Raw genomic sequence first — 12,848 nt, 5'->3', positions numbered from 1 at the left:
CGGAGAGGAGCCGGCTGTTGGCCGATCAGAAGGTCGTCAGGGTCGAGCGTGACCAGGCACGGGCGCAGGCCGACGAGTTGCGTTCGGAACGGGACCAGGCCCGCAGCCGAGCCGAACGGGCGGACGCATCCTCGGCGGATCTGGCCGCGCGGTACAACGAGCGGGCTGAGCAGGCGGTACGACTCGACCGCGACCTGGAGACGACGCGGGAAAAGCTCCAGGCGGCCGACAAGGAGAACGCGCTCCTGAAGGAGTCGGTGCAGGAAAGCGTTCAGCAGATCCGTTCCCTCGAGGAGCGGCTGCAGCAGAGCCAGCAGACCGCGGCAAGGCTCCAGTGGGATGTCGACCGGCAGAAGCAGACCCTGGCGGAGGCCAAGCAGGATCTGGCGGTCGCCCGCCAGGAGTGCGAAGGACTGCGCCGAGAGCAGGAACAGGTCGAGGCGGCGCGCAAGGAGCTGGACAAGTTGCGCGACGACACCACCCGGCAGCAGACCGAGCAGTTCGAGGCGTTCGTGACGAAGATGCTGGAGTCCTCGCAGGACCGGCTGATCGCCACTGCGGACGACCGGCTGGGGTCGGCGAGCCGCGCGATCACTGAGCGGCTGGCGGACATGGCCCAGCGGCTGAGCACCTTCGATTCCAAGCGGAGCGACAACGAGAGCCGGCTCAGCGAGCAGCTCAAGGTGCTCGCGGAGGTGAGCGCCCAGAGCAGCAGGCAGGCCCGGGCACTGGCGGACGCGCTGCGCAAGCCGCAGGTCCGGGGCGACTGGGGTGAGCTGCATCTCAAGCGCGCGGTCGAACTGGCGAACATGAAGGAGCACTGCGACTTCGAGCTGCAAAAGCACATCGAGGGCGACGAGCGGTCGTCGCGTCCCGACATGGTGGTGCATCTGGCCGGCGGCAAGCGGGTGGTCGTGGACGCGAAGGTGTCCCTGGCCGCGTTCCTGGATGCCCTGGAAACCACCGATGACGCCGAGCGGGACAGCCGCATGGCCGACCACGCCCGGCACGTGCGCAAGCACATCGACACGCTGGCGGGCAAGGAGTACTACTGGCACGTCGCCGGAAGCCCTGAGTTCGTGGTGATGTACCTGCCGAGCGAGGCGCTGCTGCAGGCCGCGCTCGACAAGGACCCCCGCCTGGTGGAGTACGCGGCGGAGAAGCGTGTGGTCATCGCGACGCCCACGGTGCTGATCGCGATGCTCCGCACGGTGGCGATCGCGTGGACGCAGGCGGCGCTGCAGGAGAACCTCCGCCAGGTGCACGATCTGGGCCGCGAACTGCACAGGCGGCTCACGACGATGGCGACCTACTTCAAGCGGCTCGGCAACTCTCTGGACGGCTCGGTGAAGGCTTACAACGAGGCCATCGCCTCGCTCGAAGGCCGCGTGATGGTGACGGCACGGAAGTTCAAGGAGTTGAGGGTCGTCGATGAGGACCTGCATCGGCTGACCGAGGCGAACGGTTCCGTCCGGTCCCTGAAGGCTCCGGAACTGTTGGAGGCGGCGTCGGCCGAGCCTCCCGTCCAGGCGATGGAGTCCACGGAATACGAATCCGAGGTGATCGGAGAAAGTGATTGATAAGGGTTGTTATCGGTCGACTTGATGGTTCGGACAAGGATATTGCTTTACCATCGATCGCGCGTGGGAAGGGAGGTGCTGACGGTGCAGGTCGCCCGTGACGAGGCGCTCCTGATGTCCATGACGGAGATCGCCGAGCTGGCGGACGTGAAAAGGCCGGTCGTCAGCACCTGGCGCCGCCGCTACCCCGATTTCCCGCAGCCGGCGACCGAAGAGCGGGGACAGCAGCTCTTCGACGCCGCGCGCGTCGTCGACTGGCTGGTCGAGACCGGGCGGGCCAAGCGGAGCGAGATCGAAGGGGACCTTCGGATCCACACGCTCGCCCGGCTCGGCGCCCGGTTGCCGTCCAGCGCGCTGATCCCCACGCTGACCGCGCTGATCTGCCTCCGGCACCTGTCCGGCGACGAGCCGCTCGACGACGGGGCGCCGGGCCTGATGGCGCGCCTGCGGGAGCGGGCGGACGAGTCCGACCCGGACGACGACCTGCTGGCCTCGGAGATCCGTGGGCTGCGCGCGTCCTGGCTGCCGGCCGCGGTGGACGAGTTGGTGGAGGCCGCCTGGAGCACCCAGGGGGCGTCCGAACGGATCATGCAGGTCCGCGATCGCCTCGGCGCGGCCGACCTGTCGTCCAGTCGGCTGGATCCGGTGCTGGAGTCGCTGGTCGCGGGCTTGGCCGACGCCCGCGCCCGCGCCGACCGGGACGGCGAGGTACGGCTCGTCGACCCGTACGCCGGAGTCGGCGACCTGCTGATCGCGGTCGCCGGCACGCTCCGCGACGACCAGCTCCTGCGGGTCACCGCCTGCTGCGGCGACCCGGTGGCGGCGCGATTGACCCGGCGGCGCCTGGCCGTCCGCGACGTCCCCGAGGTCGAGTACGAGGTGCGCACCGACCCAGAGGGTTGCCTGGACGAGGCCACGATCGTCGTCACCCAGTTGCCTTACCGCCCGGCCGAGGAACGCTCCGCCGCGCTGTCACTGAACGCTTTGAACGACGTGTTGTTGCCGCTGCCCCACGGTGCGACCGCGATCGTGGTCGCGCCGGCCGACACCACCACCGCGCTCGACCCGACCAGTGATGCCGGGGTCCTGCGCGGACAACTCCTGGCCTCCGGTTCGGTCAAGGCCGTCATCCGGCTGCCCGGCGGGCTCGTGCCCTACCGCCCCGGATACGAGCTCGCGTTGTGGGTGCTCACCGCCGACTACGCGGTGGGGGAGCGCGGCAAGGTGCTGCTGGCGGACGTTTCCGACCGCGCTCTCACTTCTGGGCTGGTCGACGCCCTCATCACCGACGTGGTGGCCTGGCGCGACGAGCGGTTCGATCCTGACGCTCATCGCCGTGTCCACACCGTCGCGACCCCGGTCAGCGCGTTGATCGCCTCGCCGCGTCCGATGCTCCCGCGCTACCTGCCGTCGCAGGACGATCTGCGCTGGGACGTGCCCGAACGCGTTGCTCGCGCGCTTGAACTGGAGCGCGTGGCATGGGAGGCCCGGCCGGACGCGCCCCGCCTCAACAGTGATCTGTCCGCCGTCCCCAGGCCGCGTCCGCCGCGCACCGCGACCATCGCGGAGCTTTCCGGCGGAGGCCGACCGAAGGCATTGTCGCTGCGCAAGGGCACGCGCTTGCCGACCGGTCTCATCCGCCCCGCTTCCAGCACGGTGAACACAACGAACTCCTATGCCGTCTTCGGCCCTCCGGAAGTCCTCGGTGAGAGCGCACCCGGTAGCCGACGCGTCGACCGTATCGAGTTCGAGAGAACCTGCCCTGGTGCCCGGCATAGCAAGCCAGGCGACGTCATCATCACCACCGCGCCGCGTCCGTCCGCCGCCGTCGACCACGATGGTCACTCGGTGGTGGAGTTCCCGGCCCGTATCCTGCGCATCGAGGAGGGCGGCAGGAAGCACTTCACCCCGCGCGTGCTCGCCGCCCTGCTGGACCGCGCGGGACGGGCGGACGGAGCCATCCGGCCGGCGCAGCGCCTCCAGGAACTCGCCCTGCCGCTGCTGCCTCCGTCCGAGGTGAAGCGGCTGGACCGTCTGCTGGCCGACCTGGACGACCGCCAAGACCGCGCCCGCCGCGAGATCGCCGCCCTGGACGAGTTGCGCCGCATCGCCGCCACCGGCCTCGCCGACGGAACCCTGACCCTCGCCAACCCCATCGTCTGACGCGACGACCCGAATAGAGGAGATAGATGCCGCCCCGCAAGAAGGCCCCCGCCGGACAAACCGAACTGCCAGGCGTGTCCACGATGGCGGAGCTGAAGGCGATCCTGTGGAAGTCCGCGGACAAGCTCCGCGGCTCGATGGACGCCGCCCAGTACAAGGACTTCGTCCTCGGCCTGGTCTTTCTCAAGTACGTCTCGGACGCCTTCGCCGAACGCCGCGGCCAGATCCGTGACGAACTCATCGCCGACGGCGTGCCGGAGTCGCGACACGAGTCGTTCCTGGACGACAAGGACGAGTACGAGCGCGAGGGCGTCTTTTGGGTTCCCGAGGGGGCCCGCTGGCCCGAATTGGCGGCGCAGGCCAAGTCCGGCGCGATCGGCGAGCTGATCGACGCCGCGATGGACGCGGTCATGAAGACCAACCGGTCCCTGGCCGGCGTCCTCCCCCGCATCTACAACCAGAACAACGTCGACCAGCGACGCCTCAGCGAACTCGTCGACCTGCTCAGCGACGCCCGATTCACCGGACACGACGGCAAGTCCGCCCGCGACGTGCTCGGCGAGGTCTACGAATACTTCCTGGAGAGGTTCGCCCGCGCCGAAGGCAAGCGCGGCGGCGAGTTCTACACCCCCGCCAGCGTCGTCAAGGTCCTGGTGGAGATCCTTGAGCCCTACAAGGGGCGGGTGTACGACCCGTGCTGCGGCTCGGGCGGCATGTTCGTCCAGGCCGAGAAGTTCGTCCTCAACCACCGGGGACGCCGCGACGACATCGCCGTCTACGGCCAGGAGGCCAACGAGCGCACCTGGCGACTGGCCAAGATGAACCTGGCCATCCACGGCATCGGCGGCGACCTGTCCACCAAGTGGGCCGACACCTTCTACGAGGACCGCCACCCCGACCTCAAGGCCGACTACATCCTGGCCAACCCGCCGTTCAACATGTCGGACTGGTACCGCCGGACCGACGACCCCCGCTGGCGCTTCGGCACCCCACCGGCGGGCAACGCCAACTTCGCCTGGATGCAGCACATCATTTCCAAGCTCGGCACCCGCGGCAGCGCCGGCGTCGTCATGGCCAACGGCTCGATGTCCTCCAAACAGTCCGGCGAAGGCGACATCCGCACCGCCCTCGTGGAGAACGACCTCGTCGCCTGCATGGTCGCGCTGCCCCCGCAATTGTTCCGCACCACGCAGATCCCCGCGTGCCTGTGGTTCTTCACCAAGGACAAATCCGCCCGCGCCGGCCACACCGACCGCCAAGGCCAGACGCTCTTCATCGACGCCCGCACCATGGGCACGATGATCGACCGCACCGAGCGCATCCTCACCGACGACGACATCGCAAAAATCGCCAATGCCTACCACGCCTGGCGCGGCACCCCCAGTGCCCGCGAGGCGGGCCTGACGTACGAGGACGAGCTCGGCTTCAGCTACTCGGCCACCACCGACGAGATCCGCGCAGCCGACCACATCCTCACCCCCGGCCGCTACGTCGGCGCCCCCAAGGCCGAAGAGGACGACGAGCCCATCGCCGACAAGATCGACCGCCTCACCAAGGAACTTTTCACCCACTTCGAAGAGTCCGCCCGCCTCGAAGAGACGATCAGGAAGCAGCTGGAGAACCTCGATGTCTGAGTGGGAATTCGTAGCGTACGAATCTTTGGCCGCGCCCGAAAAATCCGCCTTCTCGATGGGCCCTTTTGGCTCCAAGCTCACCCAAAGAGACTATAGGGATTCAGGAGTCCCGCTGACGCGCGGCATAAATCTCACTAAGGGGATTTTTCACGATAGTGATTTCGTTTACATTTCACCTGAAAAAGCGGATGAATTGCCGTCCGCCAATGTCCGCCCAGGCGACCTGGTATTCACCCACCGGGGAACCATCGGACAGGTGTCTATGATTCCGCGTAATCCACGGTTCAGAAGGTACGTCATCTGCTCTAGTCAGGTTAAGACACGCCTCGATCAATCGAAGGCAATTCCTGAATTCTATTATTACTGGTTCCAGTCACCAAAAGGGCAGCACTCCATACTGGAGAACTCATCCACTGTCGGCGTGCCAGGAATCGCAACTCCACTGACATCAATTCGTAAGCTGCAAGTCCCACGACCACCGCTCGTTACCCAAAAAGCCATTGCAGCAATACTTGGGGCGCTCGACGACAAGATCGCCGTCAACGACCGCATCGCCGCGACCTCTAGGCAGATCCTCGAAACACTTTCCCAAAGCATCACGACCAGAAAATCGCGGCAAGTAGAACTACGCGAGATAGTCGAACTTCACTACGGCAAGGCGCTGAAGACGAGCGACCGGACGCCCGGAAAAGTTCCCATATTCGGCGGCAATGGAATATCAGGTAGCCACAACCGTCCACTCGTGTCCGGCCCAGGCATTATCATCGGACGCAAGGGGGCCAACGCAGGTTCTGTTTCTTGGTCGAACTGCGACTTTTGGCCAATTGACACAGCATTCTACGTAACCCCCAAAAGGTCGACTCTGCCTATGGAATTTCTCTTCCTCCTCCTCCAAAAAACGCCACTACGAGATGAGGTCGGAGATTCGGCAATACCTGGCCTGAATCGAGACATCGCGCTATCAACCAAGGTTTGGATTCCCGAGGTCGAAGCTGCCATAGAACTCGCCCAGCAAGCACGTCCTCACTTCAAGCTCCAGGATCAAATGGAGGAAGAAAACCGCACTCTTGCTGAGCTGAGGGACACGCTGCTGCCGAAGCTCATGTCGGGCCGGGTCAGGATCAGGGACGCGGAGAAGGTCGTGGAGGATGCCGTATGAGCGGCTACAGCGAGGCCGACTTCGAGCATGACGTGCTGGGCACGCTTGGCGAGCTCGGCTGGGAGTACAAGCACGGCAGGCAGATCGCCGTGGGCTCGGGTGAGCGGGAGTCCTGGGACGAGCTGATCATCCCGAGCCGGTTGCGGGACGCGATCGTCCGAATCAACCCGGACCTGCCCGCTTCGTCCGTGGACGAGGTCGTCACGCTGGTGCTGTCGCCGCAGTCGCAGGACGCGAAGGCGGAGAACCGCCGGATCCACGGATACCTGACCAACGGAATCCGCGGCATCAGCTACGTCGATGAGTACGGCGCGGAGCAGCATCCGACCGTCCATCTGATCGACCGGAGCGATCCGTACCGCAACGACTTCGTGGCGGCCAACCAGGTGATGGTCGTCAAGGGCGAGGAGCGGCGCCGCTTCGACGTCGTCCTCTACATGAACGGGCTTCCGGTCGCGGTCTTCGAGTTGAAGAAGATGAGCGACGAGCGGGCCACGCCCGAGGCCGCGCACGCCCAGCTCATGGCCTACGTCAAGGACATGTGGGAGGCGTTCCGCTGCAACGTGGTGTGCCTGGTCTCGGATGGTGTGACCACCAGGTACGGCACCGCGTTCACCCCCTACAACCACTTCGCTCCCTGGAACGTCGACGAGGCGGGCAAGCCCGTGGAGCAGCCCGCGGCCGAGTGGGAGAACAGCGAGCTGTGCCTGACGCTGCATGGGTTGTTCGACCACCGCCGGTTCGTGGAGCTGCTGACCGGCTATGTTGCGTTCGCCCAGTCGGATGAGGGGTTGCAGAAGCGGATCGCCAAGCCACATCAGTACATCGTCGTGTCCAAGGCGGTCGGTCAGACGATCGAGGCGGTGCGCAGCAACGGCAAGGCCGGCGTGGTCTGGCACACCCAGGGGTCCGGCAAGTCGTTCGAGATGGAGCTGTACTCCAATCAGGTGCTCAAGCACCCGGCGCTCGGTAATCCCACCATTGTGGTGATCACCGACCGCAACGACCTGGACGACCAGCTCTTCGCCGGCTTCAACGCCAGCGAGTTGCTGCCGGAGAAGCCGGTCCGTGTCGACAGCCGGAACGACCTGCGCACCGAGCTGTCCAACCGGCGCACTGGCGGCATCTACTTCACGACCCTGCAAAAGTTCAGCAGGACGACCGAGGAGAAGAACGCCGGACGGGCGCACCCGCTCCTGTCGGACCGCCGCAACATCATCGTGATCGTGGACGAGGCGCACCGCAGCCACTACGACAGCCTCGACGGCTACGCCCGGCACCTGCGCGACGCGCTTCCCTACGCGACGATGATCGCTTTCACCGGCACGCCGGTCTCCGAAGTCGATCGCAACACCCAGGATGTCTTCGGCGGCTACATCGACGTCTACGACCTCACTCGGGCCGTCAAGGACGGCGCCACGGTGCCCGTCTACTACGAGAACCGCCTGATCCAGCTCGAACTGCCCGAGGGACTGGACCCTGAGAAGCTGGACGAGGAGGCCGACAAGGCGACCGAGGGCCTGGACGATACCGAACGCAAGCGGGTCGAGCACGCCACCGCCACGCTCAACGCCGTCTACGGTGCACCCGCCCGGCTGGAGAAGCTGGCGGCCAGCATCGTCGAACACTGGGAGACGCGGTCGGAGGCGATGCGGCCGTTCATCGACGCGCCCGGCAAGGCGATGATCGTGTGCAGCACGAGGGAGATCTGCGCCGATCTGTACGAGCAGATTATCGCCATAAAGCCGGACTGGCACTCCGATGACGTCAACACCGGCAAGATCAAGGTCGTCTACAGCTCGTCCACCGGCGACCCCGACAAGCTCCGCAGGCACCGGCTGCGCCCCCGCGAGCAGAAGACCGTCCAGCGGCGCATGAAGGACGCCGGCGATGAGCTTGAGATGATCATCGTCAAGGACATGCTGATCACCGGTTTCGACGCGCCCCCGCTGCACACCCTCTACCTGGACCGGTCGATGCGCGGCGCACAGCTCATGCAGACCCTGGCGCGAGTGAACCGTACGTTCCGCAACAAGCAGGACGGCCTCATGGTCGGCTACGCGCCGCTCCACGAGAACCTGATCGCGGCGCTGGCCGAGTACACCACCGACGACCAGCACAACAAGCCGATGGGCCGCGATCTGGACGAGGCGATCACCAAGGTCCGCGACCTCCTCGACGGCATCGGTGTACTACTCAATGACCATCCCTGGCGCCACACCCTGCGAGCCGGGACGCCCACCGCTCACCGCGACGCCGTCACCGGAACCGCCGACTACATCTGGAACCCGCAGCACCCGCTCAACCAGCCCGACGCCTCCGACCCCGACAAGGAGACGCTCAAGGAGAAGTTCCTGCGCTGCGCCGGACGCCTCGAACGCCTCTACGCCGTGTGCGCGACCAGCGGCGACCTGAACGACGTCCGCGACGACATCGCGTTCTTCCGGGACGTGCGCGTGGTGGTCGTCAAGCTCGACGCCGCCCGCCGCCAGGCCGAGGGCCGTCCCGTCCCCGCCGAGGTCGAGCTGTACCTGAAGCAGCTCACCGCGAGCGCGATCGAGGCCGGAGACGTCATCGACCTGTTCAAGGAAGCCGGCCTGGACCAGCCGGACCTGTCCCACCTGGACGAGACCTACATCAAGAAGATGCAGGCCGCCAAGCACCCCGCCATCGCGATCGAGGCACTGCGCCGACTCGTCCAGCAAGAGATGCGCAAGGTCACCAAGCACAACATCGTGCGCCGGCAGAGCTTCTCCGACCGCCTGCTGGACCTGATGCGCAAGTACACCAACCAGAACCTCACCGCCGCCGAGATCATCGCCGAACTCGTCGCGATGGCCAAGGAGGTCGCCGCCGACGCCAACCGAGGCCGGCAGTTCAACCCGGCCCTCAGCGACGACGAGCTCGCCTTCTACGACGCGGTCGCCGCCAAGGACACCGTCCGAGCCCTGATGGGCGACGACCGGCTCGCCGCCATCGCCCGCGATCTGGTCAAGGCCGTCCGCCGCAACCTGTCCACCGACTGGACCGCCCGCGACGACGTCCAAGCCAAGCTCCGCTCCATCATCAAGCGCCTCCTGGCCAAGCACGGCTACCCGCCCGAAGAGCAGCCCGACGCCATCCAGAAGGTCATCGAGCAACTCGAAACCTTCGCCGACGAGTGGTCCCCCGCTGCCGACCGCTGAACAGGCAACCGAAGATCCGCATCAAACTGAGCCGTGCCGACCTCGGTCAAAGCGCCGTCGTGCCCGACCAAACCCGGTGCCTCCTCAACGACCTCGCCGCCGCCGACAGCCACCCGAGCGAACTCACCCTCGAATCCGCCGATCTCCGCATCCGCCTTCCCACGCCCCAAAGCCCGCCGTACGCGCATCACCTCCACGTGGTCTTCATGAGGCATTGAGGACCGCGAAGACGACCTTGCCGCCGTTGCCTGCCAGCGGGCGGACGCCCCAGCAGCGGCAGAGCCGGTCGACGATGAACAGGCCGCGTCCGGCCTCGCTGATACTGTCGGCGCGCTGGATGCAGGGCAGGTCGCAGGTCGCGTCCTGGACCTCCATCCACAGCGCGCCGTCGTCGGTGCGTCCGATCCGGAACCTCACATCGTCGTCGGACGCGGAGGCGTAGTGGAGTGCGTTGGTGACCAGCTCGCTCGCCACCAGGGTCGGCACGTAGTCGTCCATGTCCCACTGGCCGGCGACCAGCCGCACGAACCGGCGCACCTCCGCGACGACCGTGAGGTCCCGCTTCACCACCATTTCGTTCTGGGCTGCCTCGCCCATGATGATCTCCTCACCTTCTGTGATGTGCACAACACAGTGAGGCACTTTCTGCTTAAAATGTGGTTGCCGCCGTCAGGTGGCAGACAAAAGAAGATCATTCGCAGTGCGGGCAGATGCCTACGAGAGGACAGGTGACATGCCCCCACGCCGCCAGCGTCGCCCCAGCGAATCCCCCGCCCTGATCGCCTTCGGTCGCCAGATGCGCCGAATGCGCGAGGCCAAGGGTGTAAAGCAGGAGACCATCGCTCACATCACGCAGGTCAGTGGCCCGCAGGTGAGCAAGATTGAGAACGGCAAGAAGCGCGCTACCCGATCGTTCGTGGAGATCGTGGACGATCACTTGGAGGGAGACGGCGCGCTCATCAACCTCTGGGAGGACCTCAACAAAAACGGACACCCCGTTCCGATCTGGTTCGACTGGCCGCAAATCGAGGCCGACGCAGTGATGCTGATCTGCTGGCAGCACTCCGTGATCCCAGGTCTCGCCCAGACTCCCGAATACGCTCTCGCGATCGTGCACGGCAATCAGGAGACCGCTGACGTCAGGATCAACCGACAAACCATCCTGACCAGGGACGACGAGCGCGGTCCGGCAATCGTCCTGTTCTTGATCGAGGAGCAGGTGCTCTACCACCAGGTCGGAACCCACGAGACGATGAGGAAGCAGTTGGAGCACCTGATCGAGATCAGCAGGATGCCCAACGTCACGGTTCAAGTAGTGTTGAGTCGCGGCGACCACGACGGCAACATGGGAGCTTTCGTACTAGCAACCATGGAAGATCGGAGCGAGATCGCGTATGTCGAAACCGCCATACGCTCGATCACGACGGATGACCCCGCCGACCTCTCCGTCCTGGCGCGGACGCTGCTCCAGCTACGTTCACAGGCACTCACGCAAGAAATGTCGTGCGAGTTGATTAGAAAGGTGGCCGAAGAAAGATGGACCTGACGAACGCCAAGTGGCGCAAGAGCAGCCACAGCGGTTCCAACGGTGCTGAGTGCGTCGAGCTAGCGGACGTGACCGGCGTGGTGGCGGTGCGGGACAGCAAGGACCCCGACGGCCCCGTTCTCCTGCTGACCCGCGCGGCCCTGCGAACGGCCGTCCACCTCGCCATCAGCACGCGCTGACCACCCGGCACCCCCGCGCCGCCCCCGACCACCGATCAGCGGCAAGTCGTCCCGTCCCCGGACCCGGACGACCCGCCGCACCCCACCGAGCCCACAGACATCGTTGTCGCTCCTGACTGTGAGCCTGCAGATGGACGACAGCCGGATCTCGGTAGCTCCTGGGGCACGCTCTACCACCCAAAGACAAATGCCGTGATATCGACTGTCCTGCTGCTGTGACAGTCATGAGTATGCGAATGTCCACACCGGCCTGCAAGGGATTCGCTGACACTGCGCATCCATTCCGTCACTCAAAACGCAGAAAGGGGTCGAAGTGCGACACTTCGACCCCTGCTCGCCGACCGGCTACGGCAGGCGATGCCTTCCCTCCCGGACCTCCGCCAAGAACGCCGCCCAAGCGCCGACCCCGAACTCCAGCACCGGCCCGTCATCGCCCGACGCGGTGTCCCGGACGCCGACCCGACGCCGAGCAACCCGCCCGGCCTCGACACAGTTGTTGCCCGTTCCGCTGTATGAGGACTTCCGCCACCCCACGTGGCGTTCGCGACTGGTCATGATGATCTTCCTAGTGCGAGGGGAGGGACTCTGCGACGTCCGTCAGCATCTCGCGTGACCGCTCGACCGACAGGGCCGCACGGACGAGACCCCCGTACACCATCTCGAACTGTGCGGTCTGGTCCGAATCGGTGAGGACGAGGTCGGTGGTCACCGCCTCCAACGCCACCACCCCGGGGTCGCCGTCGTCCGGATAGGTGTACATCGAAAACGAACATGCAGGGATGTTGTACCCCGGAATCTCAGCGTCCACAGGCAGAACCCGCACCGTCACCCGCTCATCCCGCCGGGACAGATCGACGATGTAATCGAGTTGGCGTCGGAACACGTCCGCAGGTACCGAACGACGGCGCGGCACTACCTCATCCAGAATCACCTCATACGACGGCCCGGCAGGACGATGCAGCATCCGCTGTCGGCCAACCCGCCCCTTCAGCACGCCGGTGACCTCGGCATCGGGCGGCAACGGCAGCTCGGAGTTGGCCAAGCGCGTGGCGATGAACTCCTCCGACTGCAGCAACCCCGGGATGAGATTCTGCTGGTACTCGCGGATCACGTTCGCGCCGGCCTCCAAATTGGCGAACCTGGCCTGACGCTCACCGATCCCCGACAACTCCCACCAGCCATGCGACGCCGCCTCAGCGGTGACCTGCACGAGCTGCGTCCACTTGTCACCTTCGACACCAAGGACATCCAGGAGACGCTGCACATCCTCCTGACTCGGCGCGATGTGCGCGTTTTCCAGCTTGCTGATCATCTGCCGGTACACGCCTGACCGCTTGCCAGCTCCTGCGCCGAGACCCCAGCCCGCTCCCGCAGCTCACGCAACTCCGCCGCAAGCCGCAGC

The 12,848-nt window shown here is 65.8% G+C and carries 10 protein-coding genes; 7 read left to right on the top strand and 3 right to left on the bottom strand.

Going from position 1 to position 12,848, the window contains the following annotated elements:
* The first annotated feature begins 17 nt into the window (after nt 1-17).
* The 5 genes from rmuC (at nt 18) to ACGWYJ_RS15270 (ending at nt 9,721) form a co-directional block, all read left to right on the top strand.
* A complete protein-coding gene (gene rmuC, locus ACGWYJ_RS15290) occupies nt 18-1,580 on the top strand; it encodes a DNA recombination protein RmuC (RefSeq protein ID WP_395106629.1) in 1,563 nt (520 codons plus the stop codon).
* Between the two features lie 63 nt (nt 1,581-1,643).
* Nucleotides 1,644-3,743 carry a hypothetical protein gene (locus ACGWYJ_RS15285; RefSeq protein ID WP_395106628.1) on the top strand — a complete coding sequence of 700 codons (2,100 nt, stop codon included), beginning with the start codon at nt 1,644-1,646 and terminating at the stop codon, nt 3,741-3,743.
* A gap of 26 nt (nt 3,744-3,769) precedes the next feature.
* Nucleotides 3,770-5,377: a type I restriction-modification system subunit M gene (locus tag ACGWYJ_RS15280; RefSeq protein WP_395106627.1), complete on the top strand. Its 1,608-nt coding sequence runs from the start codon at nt 3,770-3,772 to the stop codon at nt 5,375-5,377.
* A complete protein-coding gene (locus ACGWYJ_RS15275; RefSeq protein WP_395106626.1) occupies nt 5,370-6,536 on the top strand; it encodes a restriction endonuclease subunit S in 1,167 nt (388 codons plus the stop codon). Before ACGWYJ_RS15280 ends, ACGWYJ_RS15275 begins: the two co-directional genes overlap by 8 nt.
* A complete protein-coding gene (locus tag ACGWYJ_RS15270) occupies nt 6,533-9,721 on the top strand; it encodes a type I restriction endonuclease subunit R (protein ID WP_395106625.1) in 3,189 nt (1,062 codons plus the stop codon). The genes ACGWYJ_RS15275 and ACGWYJ_RS15270 overlap by 4 nt, the downstream gene beginning before the upstream one ends.
* Before the next feature lie 204 nt (nt 9,722-9,925).
* Here ACGWYJ_RS15270 and ACGWYJ_RS15265 read toward each other — a convergent pair whose 3' ends face one another.
* On the bottom strand, nt 9,926-10,318 hold the full coding sequence (locus ACGWYJ_RS15265) for an ATP-binding protein (protein ID WP_395106624.1): 393 nt from the start codon (nt 10,316-10,318) through the stop codon (nt 9,926-9,928).
* Between the two features lie 136 nt (nt 10,319-10,454).
* On the opposite strand from ACGWYJ_RS15265, the gene ACGWYJ_RS15260 reads away from it, so the two are divergent.
* Nucleotides 10,455-11,267 (top strand): helix-turn-helix domain-containing protein, encoded by an 813-nt coding sequence (locus tag ACGWYJ_RS15260; RefSeq protein ID WP_395106623.1) that lies wholly within the window; start codon nt 10,455-10,457, stop codon nt 11,265-11,267.
* Complete coding sequence (locus ACGWYJ_RS15255; protein WP_395106622.1) at nt 11,258-11,446, top strand: DUF397 domain-containing protein; 189 nt, start codon at nt 11,258-11,260, stop codon at nt 11,444-11,446. The genes ACGWYJ_RS15260 and ACGWYJ_RS15255 overlap by 10 nt, the downstream gene beginning before the upstream one ends.
* Before the next feature lie 345 nt (nt 11,447-11,791).
* On the opposite strand, the gene ACGWYJ_RS15250 is transcribed toward ACGWYJ_RS15255, so the two are convergent.
* Nucleotides 11,792-12,001 (bottom strand): DUF397 domain-containing protein, encoded by a 210-nt coding sequence (locus ACGWYJ_RS15250; protein WP_395106621.1) that lies wholly within the window; start codon nt 11,999-12,001, stop codon nt 11,792-11,794.
* Between the two features lie 10 nt (nt 12,002-12,011).
* A complete protein-coding gene (locus tag ACGWYJ_RS15245) occupies nt 12,012-12,770 on the bottom strand; it encodes a helix-turn-helix transcriptional regulator (RefSeq protein ID WP_395106620.1) in 759 nt (252 codons plus the stop codon).
* Nucleotides 12,771-12,848: the final 78 nt, after the last annotated feature.

Source organism: Actinomadura sp. SCN-SB (genome assembly GCF_043906805.1).
Taxonomy (GTDB): domain Bacteria; phylum Actinomycetota; class Actinomycetes; order Streptosporangiales; family Streptosporangiaceae; genus Spirillospora.
This window is presented reverse-complemented; position numbering and strand designations above follow the sequence as displayed.

What these genes read in the sequence shown, in the direction of transcription:
- ACGWYJ_RS15280 (WP_395106627.1), top strand. Translation starts at nt 3,770, where the DNA reads ATGCCGCCCCGCAAGAAGGCCCCCGCCGGACAAACCGAACTGCCAGGC.
- ACGWYJ_RS15275 (WP_395106626.1), top strand. Translation starts at nt 5,370, where the DNA reads ATGTCTGAGTGGGAATTCGTAGCGTACGAATCTTTGGCCGCGCCCGAA.
- ACGWYJ_RS15270 (WP_395106625.1), top strand. Translation starts at nt 6,533, where the DNA reads ATGAGCGGCTACAGCGAGGCCGACTTCGAGCATGACGTGCTGGGCACG.
- ACGWYJ_RS15265 (WP_395106624.1), bottom strand. Translation starts at nt 10,318, where the DNA reads ATGGGCGAGGCAGCCCAGAACGAAATGGTGGTGAAGCGGGACCTCACG.
- ACGWYJ_RS15260 (WP_395106623.1), top strand. Translation starts at nt 10,455, where the DNA reads ATGCCCCCACGCCGCCAGCGTCGCCCCAGCGAATCCCCCGCCCTGATC.
- ACGWYJ_RS15255 (WP_395106622.1), top strand. Translation starts at nt 11,258, where the DNA reads ATGGACCTGACGAACGCCAAGTGGCGCAAGAGCAGCCACAGCGGTTCC.
- ACGWYJ_RS15250 (WP_395106621.1), bottom strand. Translation starts at nt 12,001, where the DNA reads ATGACCAGTCGCGAACGCCACGTGGGGTGGCGGAAGTCCTCATACAGC.